At 31.5% G+C, this 19,836-nt stretch carries 10 protein-coding genes and 1 pseudogene; all 11 read right to left on the reverse strand.

Features of this window, described 5'->3' with window-relative positions; all coding sequences use genetic code 11:
* Positions 1-20: 20 nt before the first annotated feature.
* The 11 genes and pseudogenes from ABY298_RS00160 to ABY298_RS00210 all read right to left on the reverse strand — a co-directional run bounded on the left by ABY298_RS00160 (position 21) and on the right by ABY298_RS00210 (position 19,834).
* Positions 21-1,598 carry a glycoside hydrolase 43 family protein gene (locus tag ABY298_RS00160; RefSeq protein WP_372743951.1) on the reverse strand — a complete coding sequence of 526 codons (1,578 nt, stop codon included), beginning with the start codon at positions 1,596-1,598 and terminating at the stop codon, positions 21-23.
* A gap of 89 nt (positions 1,599-1,687) precedes the next feature.
* Positions 1,688-3,643, reverse strand: a complete 1,956-nt coding sequence (locus tag ABY298_RS00165; RefSeq protein WP_372743952.1) for a glycoside hydrolase family 97 protein — start codon at positions 3,641-3,643, stop codon at positions 1,688-1,690.
* 376 nt (positions 3,644-4,019) lie between these two features.
* Positions 4,020-4,955: a prolyl oligopeptidase family serine peptidase gene (locus ABY298_RS00170; protein WP_372743953.1), complete on the reverse strand. Its 936-nt coding sequence runs from the start codon at positions 4,953-4,955 to the stop codon at positions 4,020-4,022.
* Positions 4,956-4,968: 13 nt separating this feature from the next.
* Positions 4,969-7,608 carry a TIM-barrel domain-containing protein gene (locus ABY298_RS00175; protein ID WP_372743954.1) on the reverse strand — a complete coding sequence of 880 codons (2,640 nt, stop codon included), beginning with the start codon at positions 7,606-7,608 and terminating at the stop codon, positions 4,969-4,971.
* A 64-nt stretch (positions 7,609-7,672) separates the two neighbouring features.
* Positions 7,673-9,022 carry a family 43 glycosylhydrolase gene (locus ABY298_RS00180; protein WP_372743955.1) on the reverse strand — a complete coding sequence of 450 codons (1,350 nt, stop codon included), beginning with the start codon at positions 9,020-9,022 and terminating at the stop codon, positions 7,673-7,675.
* Positions 9,023-9,092: 70 nt separating this feature from the next.
* The gene (locus ABY298_RS00185) at positions 9,093-11,498 is read right to left on the reverse strand and encodes a glycoside hydrolase family 3 N-terminal domain-containing protein (protein WP_372743956.1); all 2,406 of its coding nucleotides are present in this window, start codon (positions 11,496-11,498) and stop codon (positions 9,093-9,095) included.
* A 3-nt stretch (positions 11,499-11,501) separates the two neighbouring features.
* The gene (locus ABY298_RS00190) at positions 11,502-12,914 is read right to left on the reverse strand and encodes a hypothetical protein (RefSeq protein WP_372743957.1); all 1,413 of its coding nucleotides are present in this window, start codon (positions 12,912-12,914) and stop codon (positions 11,502-11,504) included.
* 14 nt (positions 12,915-12,928) lie between these two features.
* Entirely contained in the window at positions 12,929-15,448 is a 2,520-nt protein-coding gene (locus tag ABY298_RS00195; RefSeq protein ID WP_372743958.1) for a glycoside hydrolase N-terminal domain-containing protein, read from the reverse strand.
* Positions 15,449-15,788: 340 nt separating this feature from the next.
* Positions 15,789-16,973, reverse strand: a pseudogene (locus ABY298_RS00200) (DUF6786 family protein).
* Positions 16,974-17,084: 111 nt separating this feature from the next.
* Positions 17,085-18,560, reverse strand: a complete 1,476-nt coding sequence (locus ABY298_RS00205; protein ID WP_372743959.1) for a GDSL-type esterase/lipase family protein — start codon at positions 18,558-18,560, stop codon at positions 17,085-17,087.
* A gap of 26 nt (positions 18,561-18,586) precedes the next feature.
* Positions 18,587-19,834: an alpha/beta hydrolase family protein gene (locus ABY298_RS00210; protein WP_372743960.1), complete on the reverse strand. Its 1,248-nt coding sequence runs from the start codon at positions 19,832-19,834 to the stop codon at positions 18,587-18,589.
* Positions 19,835-19,836: the final 2 nt, after the last annotated feature.

Raw genomic sequence — 19,836 nt, forward strand, 5'->3', positions numbered from 1 at the left:
ATTTTATTTAATTATACTTTTTATTCTACTCTAAACCAGTCAAAATTGGCAAATCCATTACTTTCATTCATGTTAGGATTTGTACAAAACAACCCTACTTTTGCACCTATCCAAGCACCTTCTTTTGCTCTAAATTCTTTACCAATATTTTTAAAACTAATATTATCTAAACTATATTGAAAATGGCAAAATTGTTCTGCATCTATATTTACCCTTAAATAAACAGTTTTAGTATCTAAAGGAACGCTTTCTATTTCTTCAGTTTCTTTATCACACTTATTATTTGCTCCGGTAAACATAGCTACTTTAACTTTATTATCTTCTTTTACCATTGCTACATACGCCCATTTACGCCCCATAATAACTAATCCGCTTTCTTCACCATTTAAATCAGGATTAAACTCAATTTTTGTAGTTGCAGAGAAAGTTGGTGCAGGAAACTTTTGTAACAATATATTAGGAGTAAGCCATAAATTTCCTTGTTGAGTAAGGTTTTGAACTGCATTTAACCTTATACTACCTTTATTTTCTGATAACGAATACCATTCATCTTTTGGATTGGCCTGCCATTGCCATTGCAACCCTAATTTACTAGAATTAAAATCATCTGTTGTTTGAGGAATTTTTATTTTAGATTTACCTTTAAACTGTGGTTTTTTATACTCTAGAACTGGTTCACCTACTCCATCATTATTAATATCTTTTCCCATCATTGGCCAGTCATCTACCCATTCTACAGGATTTAAATGCACAATTCTACCTGTAGGTTTCTTTTCTTGAAAATGAGCAAACCACCATTCGCCTTCTTTGGTTTCTACAAGCCCACCTTGGTGAGGCCCATTAATATCTGTATTTCCTTGGTGCAATACATTTTTTCTTTCATAAGGTCCATAAATGTTTTTTGAACGTAAAACAGTTTGCCAACCAGTTGCTACGCCACCAGCTGGAGCTAAAATGTAGTAATAACCATTTTTTTGAATGAATTTTGGACCTTCAATAATTGGATCTTTTTCCTTATCATCGTAAATTACAGTTCCATTATCCAAGAGTTTTTTTCCATCGGAACTCATTTTATGTAGAATTAATTCGTTACCACATAATTTACTTCTAACTAAATAAGCATTGCCATCAGTATCCCAAATAGGACAAGGATCTTCCCAATACTCTACTTCAACTACATGAGTTAATTCCCAATCGTTTTTAGGGTCATCAGTAGTTGCCATAAATAACCCATCGTAAGGTGTACAGAAATACACATAAAATTTACCTTCGTAAAAACGAATTGAAGGCGCCCAAGAACCTTGACCGTGAACAGGTTTATCATATTTTTGAAGAGGTAATTTTTGATAAACGTGGTTTATTATTTCCCAATTAACTAAGTCTTTTGAATGAAGTATTGGAATACCTGGCATACAATTAAAACTAGATGAAACCATATAATAATCGTCTCCTACTCTAATTACATCGGGATCAGAATAATCTGCATAAATTATAGGATTCTTAAAATTTCCTGTTCCTAAATCGGGTGACCATTTCTGCCCTAATGCAGAGAACGCTGACATTAGACTAAAACAAATTATACTTACTGAATTCTTCATAATTGGTGTGTGTATTAGAGAACTGATTTACTCCTATTTTTAATAATTTAATTTGAATTTCTTAAAACTAAAAGGTTATACGCTTTCTACTATTTTTTTGAAATAATAGCAGTCCAACCACCTCCAGAAACCATTTTTGCAGCTACTTTTGAATTTCTATTGACTTCTATTTCTTCAATTAAATAATCTTCTGCAAAACGGTTCGCGTTTATACCATCTTTATAAACTTTCATTATATATTCACCTTTATCTAAAAATGACAAATCAATGTCTAATTCTCTAGATTTATCTGTCATAGCTCCAATAAACCAGCTGCTATTTTTTCTTCTAGCTACAGCAATATAATCTCCTACAGCACCATGCAGCACTTCTGTTTCGTCCCAAGTTGTAGGAATTTTCACAATAAAATCAACTGTTTCTTGCTCTTTATAATATCTCGATGGTGATTCGCACATCATTTGTAATGGTGCTTCATACACTACGTACATAGCTACTTGATGAGCTCGTGTACCAACGCTCATTGGGCGCTCAAAACTTATTAAATGATTTTCTAAATGAGCGTTTGACATTGCACCTGGAGTATAATCCATTGGCCCGGCAACCATACGAATAAATGGTATAGTAACATTATGTTTTGGTGATGCATCTGCACTCCATTTATTATTTTCACTTCCTTTTACTCCTTCATAATTCACAACATTCGGGTACATTCTTCTTAAACCAGATGGTTTAAAAGAACCATGAAAATCAACCAATAATTCAAACTCAGCACATTTTTTGGCAATTCGCTCGTATGATTCAACCATATATTGATCATTACGTTGCATAAAATCTACCTTAACTCCTTTTACACCCCAGTTTTTATACGTTTCAAGAATGGTATGCATATTCTCATCCAATGGTTTCCATAGAACCCATAAAATAAGTTCAACTCCTTTTTCTTTACCATATCTAATTAATTCAGCCACATCCATATCTGGATTGAACTCTAGAATTTCTGTAGTTGACTTTGTCCATCCTTCATCAAGAATTACATACTCAATGTTATTTTCTGAAGCGAAATCAATATAATATTTATAAGTAGCGGTATTTAAACCTGATTTAAAATCTACGCCCGTAATATTGTTAGCGTTGTACCAATCCCAAGCAACTTTACCTGGTTTTATCCATTTAGAATTTTCTATCGCTTGTGGTTTTGCTAGTTGATACGTTAAATTACTTTCTACCAAAATACGGTCGTCATCACTAATTACAAATACTCTCCAAGGTGTAGTTAAACTACCTGAAATTACAGCTATATAATTTGCCTTCTCGGTAATAGTTTGATTACGATCTGGCATTTCTTTATCTGGAATTATCTTTAATGGATATTTTGGAAAAACCACATCTGTTGATAGGTTGTTATTTCCTTTTACAAACATTCCTGGATAGTTATGAAGAGCCGTTTCGGTGAAAACTACTTTGGCATTACCAGTATTAAAAAGTACTGGAAGACTACAAAAATCATTTTTTGAAATTGTTTCGAGAGGTTTATTTAAATACGTTCGTTCGTTATGAGAATACATCGATTCTTCTTGAGGAAAAAGTGATGAAGTTCCTTTAGGGAAAGTTAAAGACATTTGCTCATTAACTATTTTTCGTTTTCCTTTAAACTTATCTAAAAATTGATACGCAACACCATCGTTATAAACTCGAAATTTTATTTTCGAGTTATCTTTGGTAGTTAATATTAACTCAACATATACATCATTAATTTTTGAGTCTTTGTGTGAAACTCCAGAATAAATAATGTTAGATATCTTCTCTATAGTATGCTTCTTAATTTTTGAATTAAAACCATAATCTTTAACCGACAAAAAATCAATTCCTATTTCAGCTTTTTCAATAACTATTTCGCCTTTTAGGCTAACATACCATGAAATTCCACGAGCAACATTTACATTAAGCGTTAACTCTTCATTGGGAGATTTAACTTCATACTCTTGAGAAAATATTGGTTTTACCACAAATATTAAAAGAAGTAAAGCAAGTATTCTTTTTTTCATGATTTTTAACTATTAATTTATTCTGAATTTAAGCATCAGTTCACTCAGTTATTATTTTTAGAATTTACTGTACTTAATACTATCAAAAATAAATTTTTAATATATGCATGTATATAACTTATAGTTCAAATAATATAAACTATAAACAGTTTCAAAACTGAATTGGGAAAGCTATATCGGTAATTAAGCTTAACTCTAAATTGACTTTTTATTTATAATTTCTCTTTACAGACAAAACAGAAAGAAAGAGCTCAATTATTTGCTAAAGATAATTGAGCGTTTGCATATTGTATTTTAAGCTGATTTTAAACCAACAAAAGTTATTTTTCTTGTTTAGCTAAAATCTTAATAGATTTTAACACACTAGCTAATTCACTTACTTCAAATATGAAAGAATAAAATTTGTTGAATATTGGTTTAATTCTTCAAATGACGGAGAAATATTTTCACCACTAAAACTATGTCCTGCATTTTTAATGGTTAATAATTCTACATCAGCATTTTTTTCTTGTGCCACCTCCATCATATAAGTAGAGTTAATTATTGGTAACACTACATCTTTATCGCCATGAATTAGTAAAATTGGAGGACTCTTTCTTTTTAAGTGTTTAGTTGGACTAAGTAGCTTTGCTAGTTTGAGTTTGTTTTTTAAACTATCTCCTAAAATTCTATTGTACGAATCTTGTTTTTCGAAAAGAGAACCTGGAACTAACTCTGGATTTAACAATGATGTTACTGGAAAGTAAGATACTATACATTTAAATTTAGGTGAATACTTTCTCAGTTGAGAATCTCCTTTAAAACGAGAGTTTTTCCCAAGCGCTGTTAATAAACTTAAATGGCCACCTGCTGAACCTCCCCAAACGCCATAATTCTTTTTATCTAACTTATATTTTTCAGCATTTTTTAAAAGAAACCTTGCAGCATCTTTTGCATCTATCACAGCTTCAAAAGCTGTTGTACCACCACTATTTCTACTAGCTCTTCTATATTCAATTGTAATACATACTACACCATTTTCTAATAAAGATTTTAATGTTCCTAAAAAAGGTTTTCTAAACACTTTATACCTATCTCCTCCAGCCCAACCTCCACCATGAACATGAAGCATCCAAGGATTTTCGTTTTTTATTTTGTTAGGTTCTGGATAGTAAATATCCATTTCTAAACTAACTCCATCTACAACTTTATAAACAACATCTTTTTTATAATTTAAGGTTTCTAACACCTCTATATCTTCCGAATTTTGTGCAAAAACAAATGATTGAAACACAAAAATTAATAGTGCTGCTATGTTAATTATTTCCTTCATTAATTAATAAGTATCAAAATTTTAGTACTAGTTCTTTTTCTTTAAAAATTACTTCCTCTTTTTTATTGTTTCCAACCATTTCAACAATAAAATTCATAGGAGACTTTTTAAAGTCAATGTAATTCCCTGAACCTTTATTTATTTTTAATTCTTTTGTAGAATCTGAATATGAAAATCTAATTTCTGAAAACACTCCTTTTTCATAATCATATGATTCATTGTCATCTAAATACAACACAAACTCAGTATCTTTGCCTGGATAAACTTTAATTAGCGTAGGTTCATTTGTTTTTTGAGTTGCGTATTGAACTTTTGGTCCCATTGGAATTATACTACCTGCTTTTACAAAAATTGGTATACTGTTTAACGGTGTGTTTACAGTAATTTTACTATTTCCATTTATTCTTTCATCTGTCCAGAAGTTATACCATTCTCCTTTTGGCAAGTATATTTCTTTTTCTCTTTGCTTATATTCTGTTACTGAACATACCATTATAGATTCTCCAAAAAAGAATTGATCTTTAATATTCCATGTATTTTTATCATTTGGATATTGATATACCAATGGAGACATTAGTAAACTACTTTTATTGGTAATTTTCCAAGCTTCTGAATAAATATATGGCATTAGCTTATATCGTAAATCTATAAATTTACGAGCCGTGCTTTCAAATTCTGAACCATATCTCCATATTTCTGTTTCGGAAACATAACCGTGAATTCTAAATATTGGGCTAAAAGTTCCAAACTGAAACCAACGTGTTAACAATTCTTTGTACTCATGGTTTGTATATTGGTTATCGTATATCGGGTTTATAGATTTTGAATCTCTAAAAAAACCTCCAATATCGTGTGTCCAATAAGGTACACCCGCCATTGTAAAATTAAGCCCTGCAGGAATTTGTTCTGATAATTGCTCCCACGAAGCTTCAACATCTCCAGACCAAGATGTTGCTCCATAACGTTGTTGACCTGCATAGGCCGAACGTGTTAAATTAAAAACTCGTTCGTTTGGAAATTCATTTCTTCTACCCTCATACATGGTTCTAGTTACCTCCAAAGAATATGGATTTTGAACCTCAACATAAGGTCCAACAGCTGTATTTACACTTGTATCTTTAACTCCTTCTGGCTCTGTTCCATCTAACCAAATTGAGCTAACTCCTTTATGGAACATAGAATCGCTTAACATTTTATAAAAACGTTCACTTACACCTTTATCATAAACATCAATATAATTGCTGCTTTTTATTTTTGTTAGATGATACTTTTCCTCTAATTTTTTATTCTTTACCTCTGGCCATACAGAAACCATTAGCTTTAAATTTAAATCTTTTAATTCCTTAGCCATAGCCTCAGGATTTGGATATTTAGCTCTATCCCATTCTGGACCTTTAGTTCCGTTTGGCCAATAAAACCAATCTTGAACAATGTTATCGAAAGGAATTTCTCTCTTTCTCATTTCTCTAGCATTTTCTATTAGCTCTTTTTGGTTATGATAACGTTCTCTACATTGCCAAAATCCATAAGCACTTTTTGCAAACATTGGAGCTTTTCCTGTTAATACTTGATAGTTGGAAATTATTTCACTTGGATTATTCCCTTCAATAAAATAATAATCTATAGTGTTACCTGCTATACTACTAAAAACAGTTTTATTGTAATCTGGTTCATTATAAAAAAGTTTCCCTGGTATTTTTGCTCCTGTATTTTTAAAAACCACTTTATATTCTTTTCCCGCCTCTAAATGTTTTTTTCCTGAATATCTTCTTGGCATCCAAATTGTTGAATAATTAATTATATCATCTCCTCCAATATTTACATTAATTTCACCTCTCATTCTCCCATTGTTATCACTCAATGCCATAAAAGTATATTCTCCAGTTTTAGTAGGTATAAAAGTTGTTTCTCTAATATTATTCTCTACTTTATCTTTAGTAATATGAGCAGCAACATCTTCTTTTTCACCATCTAAAACAGTTTCTTTACTGCTATTTTTTGTTTTAACTTTATTAGTTGATGTAAACTGAATTTCATTTTCAGGATTATTAAAATCTGTTAAACTATAATTGTGCCAATAAATTCCATATCCTTTCGTTGAAACTAAAAATGGAATTGCTATTTCTTGATTGTATTGCTGTAAACGAATTGGTACGTTTTTCCAATTCATAATACCACTTTGAAACTGACCTAAACCGTACAAACCTTCGTCACCAGCTACAAATCCCTGTGAAACAGTATGCTCACCTTCAGTTTTTGATTTTATAAATGTTTGTTTATTGGTTTCTCTTAGTAATTGATTCCCTTGTTTTGATCTGTAAAAAATTGTACCATCACTATTTACAAGTACTTTTATTAATGCTGTACTTATTGCAAGTTCATTTTCACTTTCTTCTATACTCCACTTAACATTTTGAGGTTTTATAATGGTTACATAATCTGGAATAGTAGATGACTTGTTACCACTTAATGTTTTTTGAACGTGAATGATTGATTCATTAACAACTTCAATATTTATGATGGTACTATCTTGATAAATTGTAACAGAATTTTCGGATTTTTCTATAGTATGCTTAAATTTAGATTGACATCCGCTTATTAACAAAGCTAGAGCAACCGAAATAACCATTAAATTTTGTTTGAAACACTTCATTATGTATATGATTTAACTTTCTTATTTGTTTTGAATTCCTTTTTATAGAAAAATAATTACAGTATTACTCTTCTAGTACTTGTTCTAATTTTATATAGTCAACTGCAAATTCTCCTTTTGAAGGTTTCCAGTCACTAGTAAATATGCGAATTAGATTATCTCCTTCTTTTAGTTCCACAATACCAAAATCTATTTCAGTAAATTCTTTTGATTGTGGAAATAGAAACTCTCTATATTTATGACTATTGATTAAAACATCATGGTTAGATTCTCCGTCAGGTGAAGCATACCGTACCTTAAATCTATATTTTGAAGGTTTTGCTACTTGAGCTAGAATTGACACATGGTCATACGGGTTATCGAAATTTGTAACGTAACCTTTTCCACTATATCCTTTCATCCAAGTATCAACAATTACATTGTATAAATTACCTCCAGCTGCAAAACCATTTTCAGCTTCTAATAAAAGTGTAGTTTTAGTTTTTTTAGCAATACCCAAACCTTTTTTTGATGGAATAATTGGAAGTATATTCCCATCTTTATTGTATTTTAAATAATCAGCCATTACACTTCGTGTTTCACTTAAACCTCCAGATAACCAAGCGCTATGATAGAACATAATATCTTTACCTTTGTAATTTACTACGCCTCCATGATTGGTTCCGCTTTGACCTTCAAAATCATCAATAAAACAACCTTTAAATTCATACGGACCTAAAGGTTTATCAGCTACTGCATAAAACATTTTTTCTGGCCATCTACGAGGTGTTAAACCAGGATATGTTAAATAATACTTTCCATTGCGCTTATGTACCCAAGGGCCTTCAAAAACGTGAGTTAACTGAGATGTTAAATTCACATAGGTTTCAGGTTTTATAGACATTAAATCATCGTTCAATTCAGCTGCAAAACATTTTTTATCGTGTCCCCAAAACAAATATGGAGTTCCATCATCATCTATAAAAATTGCTGGATCTTGTCCAAATTCCACTCCTTTAACATAACCTAAATCTGTAAACGGACCTTCAGGAGAATCGCTACGCGCAATTCCTGTTCTAAAAAGCCCTATACCAGCTTCTTTCATACAATAAACAAGATAGTATTTACCTCTATAAAATGCTGCATCCATTGCCCATGCATGGCTTTCAGCCCAATCTACATTTTCTAAATGTAAAATTCTACCATGGTCTGTCCAATTAACCAAATCTGTTGTGGAAAATGCATGATAGCCTGTCATACCATAATGATTGTTAGAACCTGGTTCATCATGACTTGTATAAACCCAAAGTCGATCATCATCTGGCCAAACGTGTGGTGAAGGGTCTGCAGTAAATACATGTGTAAAAACTGGGTTTTGTGAAATACTAAGACTTACAAATAAACTCATGAGTAATAAACTAAATGTTTTTTTCATTGTAATATGTTGGTTAAAATAATTGTATCATTTACATTTTTTTTAATCTAAAACTATTAGAAAAGTCTTTTTAAAAAACATTAAACTCTTCTTTCAAGCGAATATCTACAGATGAACTTCCTATTAAAACTTCAAATGTTCCAGGCTCTACAGTCCAATTCATATTTTTATCTAGAATCTCTAAATCTTCTGGTTTTAATACAAAATGAATAGTTTTAATTTCACCAGGTAAAAGATGAACACGTTCAAATCCTCGCAGCTGTGACTCATAGGTTGTAACACTACTTACTTTATCTTTTAAATACAATTGAACTACCTCGTCTCCAGCTATTTCACCTGTATTTTTAATATCAAAAGACACTTCTATATTACTTTGAGAATTTTTTGTTTTTTGTTTAACTAACAAATTGTTATACTTAAAAGAAGTATAACTTAAACCATATCCAAAAGGGTAAAGAGCACCTAAAACACGTGTATTTCCAGATCCATTTGGTCCTTTTCCTGGTTGACCTGCATGGGAACCTGGCTTGTATGGAAAATTTATTGGGATTTGCCCTACCGATTTTGGAAAAGTAACACTCAACTTTCCTCCAGGATTGTAATCTCCAAATAGAGTTCCGGCAATAATTTCACCTGCAGATGCACTAGGGAACCAAGCCTCTAAAATAGCTGGTAAAAACTTATTCTCCCAATTAATGGTTAACGGCTGACCGTTTATTAAAACTAAAACTACAGGTTTACCTGTTTTATATAATGCCTGAACTAATTGAAACTGTCTACCTGAAAGCCCCAAACTAGTTCTAGATTTGGTTTCTCCAACCTGTTCATCACCTTCACCAACTACTGCAATTATAATATCAGATTTTTTAGCTTGTTCTACAGCTTGAGCAATACTTTTTTCTTCTTCTTTTGAAAGCGGTATTGGTATAATTTCGCTTTCAGGCCAATTTGCATCTACAACATCGCACCCTTTCACATAACTTACATAAGCTCTATCCTTTACATAGTTTTTAATTCCTTGATAAACTGAAGTAGATGGATTGCTAGCTGGTCCGTAACGACTATAAGTAAAACTAACCTCATCTGCTAATGGTCCTGTAACTAATATATTTTTATAAGTATTTACATTTAAAGGCAGTAAATTATTTTCATTTTTTAAAAGTACTAACGATTCTCGGTTAATCTGTTTTGAGAAATCTTCATCTGCTTTCGTATGCACTAATTTATCTGACTCTTTAGGATTTTCAACGTAAGGATTATCGAATAATCCTAATCGAAACTTTACCTTTAAAACTTCAGCAACTCTTAGATCTAAAGTTTTCATAGATATTTTTCCTTCATGAATTAACGCTCGTAAAGGTTCTATAAAAGATTCTGGAGTTCTGAATGTAGTACGAACATTTAAACCAGCTTCTACAACTTGTCTAACTGCTTCTTTATAATCTTTAGCAACATGATGTTTTTCTGAAACATACTCTACCGCTTCACTATCTGAAACAACATATCCATTAAAACCATATTTTTCTCTAAGCAATTCTGTTAAAAAGTATGAACTAGCTGTTACAGGAACACCATCATAATCATTATAACTACTCATAATTCCCATAGGTTTTGTTTCCTTTATTACACGTTTAAAAGGATACAAGTGTAATTGATGCATTTCTCTTGGTGCTACGTGAGGATCTGTACGAGCATCACCATCTCTTGCTCCTTTAGGAATACTATAGACAGCAAAATGTTTTAATATAGACGCTACACCTTGAGATTGAATTCCTAATACCATTTGTTTACCCATTTCTGCAATATGAAACGGTTCTTCACCATAGCATTCTAATACTCTTCCCCAACGTTGATCTCGTGCAACATCTAATATTGGCGCATAAATATTTGTATATCCTAAAGCTTTAGCTTCTCGCCCTACTATAGTTCCAGCTTTATGCACCAATTTTTTATTCCAAGTACTTCCAATACCAATAGGTGCAGGCAATGATGTTGCTTTTTTATGACATAACCCATGTACACCTTCATTTGTAAAGTCTACTGGTATTCCTAATCTAGTTTCTTCTACAAACCATTTTTGAACTTTATTTATCGCTTCGGCATGTGTACTGTAAGGATAAGATAATGATGTATGTGTTTTTTCTTGATTCCAAATTGTATTTAAGTGTTCGTCAATATTAGCTATACCATCTTTCCAAACTCTATTTTTCCATTCTAATGTAGGTAATTCATCTTCTAAAACACGAGCAAAACCATACAATGTAGCCATTTGACAAGTTTTTTCATTAATATTCATTAACGAAACTAAATTTGTTACTCTGTCATTAATATTAGCTTTAGAATCTTCATAAACATCTTTTACACCATTCTTATTAAAATCAATCCAACCATTATGATAAATTTTTATACTGTCTTCTTTGAATGAAGACAATATAAACACACTTAATACGAAAAATATAATTCTTTTACTCTTCATTCTTTATTTTTTCACTTTATTTTGATTTCCTAAATCAGAAATTAGACCTAAAGATTGCCCTTTAACACCTGAACTTTTTTCAGATAAAAACAAAGGGAAATTTGTTAGGTTATTAATTTCAAAATCCCATCCTTTAAAATTATTTTGATTTGGTAAATTTCCTTGTAATAATCGAATGTTATTTTTATCTCCACCTACTTTTATTTTTAACCCATGTTCAACTCCTTGATTTGAACCTCGAAGTGTTATTTTATGCTTACTTCCACCAATATAAGCTACACTTCCTGATCCATTACAATATGGTTCTTTAGATGAAATAATTGTTATATCAGCATTGTAAGCTACATCACTTGAATACGTTGAAGAGTAAGCTGGTCCGTGGGTAACATCTGCTCTACAACCAACTACTTCCCCTGAACCTAAAGAAAATCCGTTTTCACAACCCATAGCTGTACAGTTTTCTACATATTTTTTTCCTGTTGCGTGAGCTATGGTTACACCTGTTCTCATATATTTTACAGTACAATTTATAACTGTTGGGTTTGAAGTTCCTCTTCTAAAAAACTCACCATCTATATAAGTTTCACCTGCATTGTATGCTCTAATTCCAGCTTCACCAGTACTCATCATATAACCTTTTGGAAGTTTGTAACCCCAAACTGTTTTAAATCCAACTTTATCAGCTGGTGATCCGGTTCCTTCTTCAGCTAACATATCATCAGTTTTTCTAACTTCACCTTCTACGTAGCAACCTTCAATTAAAGGATTATTTGCAGCTTGCATAAAAATACAATGACCGTAACTTCTGTGAATAAAGGTTGAGTTTTTAAGATGGTTTGATTCACCACGAATTAAACAAGCACTATGTTTTTGATGATTAATAACCGAATTTCCTCCTTTACCAAAAGCGTCTCCATAACCGTACGGGAATGAACCTTTTGCAGTTACATGGAATCCTTCAATTCTATTTTCTCTACCATCCATACAAAGATTTAGTGCTCCAACAGTTGGACCATCATGAACAGAACCAACATCTACCAATGTTAAGTTTTTAAGCACATTGTTATTTCCTAAAATTTGAATTTCATTAACTCTAAAATTACCAAAAGATCTAAATACAGCAGTTTCTACATTAATGGTAACTCCTGTAAAATCATAAGTACTATTATTTCCTTCAAACAACAATAACACTTTACAAATACGTTTAATGTTTGACTCTTTAGGATACATTCCTTTTTTAACATCCTCGGCAGTTATATTGTAAACTCCTGGAGCCATTTTAACATGGACATTATCATCATCTAAATACGGTACTAATTCTTTTATTGAATTTACTAAAACTTGAGATTGCAAATTAGAGCTAAGCATTAATACAACTCCAATTAGCAATGTTTTAAAATAAGATTTAATTATCATGTTGTTCACTTTTATTATTTTTTTAATAGAATTATTTCTTGTCCTTTTTCAGTCTCAATGTCGTACAAATAGGTATTTTTAACTTTAAACCCTTTTAATTTTGCTTTATCTGAAATTAACGGTTTTTGTATACTTGGCACTTGATAAAATGGGTTTGTATTTTCGCCCTCTGCAGGATTTAATAAATCACCGCTTTCAAGTATTAATTCAGAATATGAACGAATTCTTAAGTTTCCTCCCAAATTAGATTTAATAACAGCTTTTACCACTTCGCCATTTTTCCATTCTAATGATTCAACTTCAAAACCTCCACGTGCTCGCAACCCTGTTACACTTCCTGATTTCCAAACATCTGGCAATGCAGGAATTAAATGAATAGCGCCATCATGACTTTGCATCATCATTTCTGTTAAACCAGCCGTAAAACCAAAGTTTCCATCAATTTGAAAAGGTGGATGCGCATCTAGCATATTGGTATAAGTTCCTCCACTTTTTGGTGAATCTGGTTTACCTACTAATTTAATTTGGTCTGTCATCATTTTATAAGCATGATTTCCATCTAATAAACGAGCCCATTGATTTATTTTCCAATTCATAGACCATCCTGTTGAAGGATCTCCTCTATAAATTAATACATTTCTAGTTGCTTCAGCTAACTCTGGTGTACGAAATGGTGAGAATTGATTAGAAGGATGCATTGCATACAATTGTGAAATATGACGATGCTTATCTTCAGGATCATCCCAATCTTTAATCCATTCTTGAATTTGCCCATGTTGACCAATTTGATTTGGTACTAGCTTTGGAATTGTTGCTTCAATTTTTTCAATTAAACTTGAATCTTTACCTAAAATTTTAGCCGCTTCAGCTGTTTTGGTCAACATATCGAATATTAATTGATTATCCATAGTTGCTCCATAAGCTATATTTACCATTTTTGGATAATGAGCTGGTCTGTTTTCTGGAGAAGTAGATGGCGTAAAAATTAACCATCCATTTTCTGGTTCAGGAGTTAAAAAACTTAAACAAAACTCAGCAGAACCTTTCATTGCAGGGTAAACCGATCTTAAATATTCTTTATCTCCATTATACAAGTATTTTTCCCATAAATGCTGACTTAACCACAAACCTCCACTTGGCCACATTCCCCAAGTTGCACCATCTACAGGACCAGTAATTCTCCATAAATCTGTATTATGATGGCAAACCCAACCATCTGCCCCATACATATCTTTAGCTGTTTTTTGGCCTGCAATTGAAAGCTCTTTTACCAATTCAATCAACGGTTGATGAGTTTCACTTAGGTTGGTTGGCTCTGCAGGCCAATAATTCATTTCGGTATTAATATTTACAGTATATGCACTTTTCCAAGGTGGCGTAAGATCTTTACACCAAATTCCTTGTAAGTTACCTGGTTGCCCACCTGGTTGCGAAGAAGAAATTAACAAGTATCGACCAAACTGAAAGTATAAAGCAGCTAAAGCAGGATCGTTACTTTTACTAAATTGCTTAATTCTAACATCGGTTGAATTATTTATTGAATCTGTTACTCCTAAATCTAGCGATACTCTATTGAAATATTTTTGGTAAAATGTTGAGTGATCAGATTTTAATTGTGTATAGCTTTTCTTTTCAGCATTTATTAAATAATCTACAGCTCGTTTATGTTCATTTGCACTAACATCTAAATAATTAACAAAATTGGTTGCAATTGATACAAATAAAATTGCGCTATCGGCATTTTCTAATTTTAATTTATTTTCTGAAGATGATAATGAACCTCCTGTAGGAACAACTTTTAACCTTGATTCAAATTTTACACTACCTTTTATTGGTTTTGTGCTTTTAGGAGTTCTTTTACTTTTAGTATCGGCACTTGTTCCTGTCATTTTCAAAACATCTTCACCTTCGGTTACCACACTTACAACAGCAGGTTTAGGTCTATCCATACCAGCAGAAAAGCTAATTTTTCCTTTTTCACTAGCAGTAAGTTTTATTACCAACACCTGATCTGTGAAAGAAGTAAATACTTCTCTGGTATAGGTTACTCCATCAACAACATACGATGTTTTTGAAACTGCATTCTCAATGTCTAACTCACGATAATAATTAGAATAGTTTTTATGACCATTAAACTGAAGTCGTAAATTACCAACTGTTTCATAATTCATACCAGCTGAAGTTTGCGAAATTATTTTTTTATTAGCCAAATTATGAGCTTCCTCATATTTACCGTCAAATAACAATTGGCGAATTTCATTTAAAATTTCTTTAGCTTCTGGATTATCATTTCTATGAGGACCTCCAGACCAAAGTGTTTCTTCATTCAATTGAATGTTTTCTTCCTCAGGAATCCCATAAACCATTGCACCAATTCGCCCGTTACCAATTGGCAATGCTTCGTTCCAATCTGCTGCAGGAGTATTGTACCAAAGTTTTAAATAACTTTCATCTTTGTTTTCATTACAAGCGCTTAACAGCAAAGCAATAATTCCAATTAAACTTAACTTCCCTAATTGAGAAAATCTCTTCATTATTTAATCTATTTTTTAACTCTTTAAAAGAATTTTCTAATGTGAAATTTGAGTTGTAAAACAATAAAGTAAATTATAGTTTTACAACTCAAATTCCACATCTTAAAAACTTAAAACTTTGAATTGGTTTTACACTCAAACCAGAATCACTTATTCACAAAGTAAGAGTAGTTAAAAAAAAAAAGTTTTTTTATAAATTATTACCCATTAAGTATAAAGTATCAACTATTAAACCTAGAGAATAATTACAGCTAAAAAAAACAATAAGAAAAACATGAGGGTTGCTGACTTTAATAAAAATTAAAGTCTTCTAATTGATATCCTTTCTTCGGTTTATTTTCTAGTTAAATGCTGTTTTTACATCATCAATAGAAATTCCAAATACTTGCATTAAAATAGGTTCTAGAGATTCAATATCTCCTTCTATATGACAAGTAAATTGAATGTGTATACCTTGTTCTCCCTTTTTTAATTCTAATGCTGGTGATGAAGATTCTAACTCATAAAAAGGTCCTAGCGCTTTTTCTCCAGGTGCCGGAGCTCCATCATTATAAGAGTTTACAACATCTCCAACGTAAGGTTCTTTTTGTATTTCCCACATTGAATTCACGTATTCTTTTACAGCATCTGGTTTATTATATTTTAAAATGGTTAAAATATTATTCTTAGAATCATAAGAACCTAAAAAATCTTTTGCTCACATAGGTGAAAGTCCAATTTTACTTCGGAAATTACCATCACCACTAAAATAAATTACATCTTCTTTTACAACTAAACGTTCTGAAGGAATTTTCCCAAAATAAGTATCGTTTACAGGAATTCCAAGTTCAGCTTCAGAGCCAGAAACATAAGGAACAATAATAGTTGTATTTGGAGAAGGATTAAACATACCCAACATCCAAATTGATAAAAGTCCTGTTTCTTTCTCCCAATTTTCACCAGTATTTGTAAGTATATTGGTTGTTTTATAAGCTATTGCTTTTGCTTCACCTAAAGAAGAAATGTTAAACTCTTTTAAAATATCTTCTTTAGACAATACACTAACTTCGCGCTGAATATCAAAATCGAATTTAAAATTTGAAAAATTTACAAGTGATGCTTTTTTTGTAAATACTACCTTATTTGAAGACTTACTTTTAATATTAAAAGGCTCTAAATCTAATAGTTTTGGAGTATACCAATTATCTAAATTAAACGCTGATCCTTCTTTAAAAAATATTGAATATTGCCCTCCTTCTGGACCTAACCAAAAACGCTCTTCACCTCCAAAGGCGTTAATATGTTCTAAAATTTCTTCAGATTTAAAAAGATCTTTGTTAATCCATCCATAACTTCTACCGTTTTTTCCAAATGCTGTACTTGTCATTACGCGTCCTTGTAATTCTGGAGCTACGGCGATACTACTCTCACCCGATTCATCAGACAATTCAACAATTGAGGTATACTTTTGCATAAAATTAATGTCATCTCCATAAGTTGAGAATTTTTCATTATTCAATAACATAGGCTTATTCTTTTTATCCATATTAAATTTATATACTCCACCAGCAATAACGGAAATTACCAATGCAATTAATATATATCGTTTATTTATACGTGAAATTTTCACTTTACAATTAATTTCTTTCAGAAATTCTTATTTGATTTCTTTCGCAATTTTTTTAGCTAATATCTTATAACCTTTCTCATTCAAATGTACTCCATCTTTAGAAAACTTAGCACCTTTTTTCATTAATTTATGAATATTAATAAATGGTAAATTTTGCTCCAAAGCAATTTCTTTAATCAATGGTAAAACCCAATTATTTAATTGCTCTGCACGTTCTTTTATTGTTGGATGATTTGGTTTCTTTTCAGGCCAAACAGGCAATGTATTTAAAATATATATTTTTACTTCAGCATTTTTCTTTCTAAAAGCTTCAATCAATTTTAAATAACCTTCTTTAAATTCTTCTTGTGGAGTTCCTTTAAAATCAGTTTTACGATTTGGATCTAAACACCATTTAGGATTTGCATCATTAGTACCAAACATTAATAGTGCTGCATCAGGATTATACTTTAAAGAAGCTTTGTATTGGCTTGTTGAAAAATACGGATACAAACTTCCATCAATGATAGTTGCTCCACCTTTACCGTAATTTTCAACTTCATATTTAGCTCCCATTTTATTTTGTAATTCACTTGGGTAACCAATTTGTGTATTGCTGTCTCCAATACAAGCAATTTTTATTAACTTCCTAGAAATAGTTGGTTTTCCTTTTAAATAACCTAATTCTTTCAAAAACACATCCGTATCATACATACACAAATTAAAATAATCGTCTCCTTGTTTTCTAAAAAAATGACCGTTAAAAAAACCGTGCCCAACATTAGCAACAGTTACCAACTCACAATTGTTCCCTGCTTTTTGCATTAATGAAGTAAAACGCTCAGCATTCTCATAAGGAACCGTTTTATCTTTGTTCCCATGAAATATTAACATTGGTGGTAAATTAGGTTTAACTTGATGGCAAGGTGAAATTTCAGTTTCACGTCCAGCTACTTTTTTTACACCATAACCTTTTTCTGTAGTATCAAGAACCGGATTGTATGCAACAACTGCATTTGGCACAGAAGAAATTTCAATATTTTCATTTGCGTTTTCTAACCCATTAATTATTGCTGTTGCAATTGCAATATGCCCTCCGGCTGAACCTCCTGAAGCTACAATTTTGTTTGGATCTACATTTAATTCTTTGGCGTGTTCTCGAACCCATCTAATTGCTGATTTTGCATCTTCTACACAATCAAAAGGTGTAGTTCTATGAACATTTCTAACTCTATATTCTGCTGAAATTGCTAAGATTCCTCTTGAAGATAAGTATTCACTTTGTTGAAAAAATTGTTTAGGGTGACCTCCTGCCCATCCCCCTCCAAAAAAGAAAACAATTGCTGCTGTAGGTTTTTTATATTGTTTTGTTTCAAACACATGAAGGTATAGACTATCTCCTTCTACTACTTTATATAGCACCTTTTTGTCTGGCGTATAACTTTGAGCATTTGAACTACCTATTGCGAAAACAATAGCAACTACTATTAACAGTACTTTGTTAAATTTCAACTTAGGAATCATTTATTCTTATTTTAATCTTTATTTAATTACAATTCAACCAATACAGATGATATAATATAACCTCTAGCATCTTTTAGGTTTACATAATAGGTTTTAACTTCTTTTGGCAACTTTAGTCTTATTTCTTTTTTTGAGTTGTTAACCTTCACCGGGAAATTTAACCATTTTATGTTTGAAGAATTCTTAATGCCAGTTGATTTCTCGGCATAAGTTAACTCGTTATTTAAATAATAAATTGTTGCTTCTTTTATTGGTATTTCGGATTTATATTTTAGTTTAAGCCTTCTTTTTGATGGTTGTTTTACAATTTTTCCCAAACCTGGCTTCACATTCATTAATATATTATCTGCAAATGCATAAATCTCAGGAACTTCCTTTGGATTCCATCCAGCTTTATGCCCGTGTAACATTTTTGGATGAATTGATAACAGAGCATGATTTTTTGTTGCGTTAAAAGACTTTGAGGTAATATTTAACGAAAAATGAGCATCGCTATCTCCATTTACCCATAATGTAGGAATATTACCATTTATAAACTGCTTTGCTGGATCCCAAAACTTCTTTTTCTCTAAAATCTGTGGAGAATTTTCTCTTAAATCTCCAAAATGACCTTTAGATTCGTATAAAAATCCTGCGCCATAAACTGGTATAGCACATTTTAATCTATTATCAATTCCAGAAACTAAGCTACTTAAAACTCCTCCCCAAGAAATCCCTGTTATTCCAATTTTATTGGCGTCTACTTCTGGCAAATTTGCTAATAAAGTATGAGCTATCATAATATCAGAAACCGCATGATACATCCATTGATCTTCTATTGGAAGCTCAACATCATCAAATCGTCCTACTTTAACTGGTCCACTAAATTCATGTGAATATTTACCATTCCCATTTAAATCAGGTTTATGACCTTCTAAACTCATAGAAATAGCCGCATATCCTCTATCATTCCAAATTTTCACCCATTCATAAAAGGCTTTTCCTCCTCCACCATGAACCAAAATCATAGCTGGAACTGGCTTATCACTTTTTGGAATACCTATGTATGCAAAAGTGCGTGTTTGTTTTCCTTTATATTGAAGTGTTTCATAAAATAGAGCCTTAACACTTCCTCTATCCATTTCTGGTTTCCAATAAACCTTTGGATTTACATAAATTGAACTATTTAGAAGTTCTACTAGCTTTTTATCTTTTAGTTGAGCATTTAATGTTGTACTTAAAATTAACAGAAAAAAACTTACAATAAATTGAACATAAAATCTTGTTTTTTTCATTT

It is taken from the genome of Lutibacter sp. (assembly GCF_041596795.1).
Classification (GTDB): Bacteria; Bacteroidota; Bacteroidia; order Flavobacteriales; family Flavobacteriaceae; genus Lutibacter.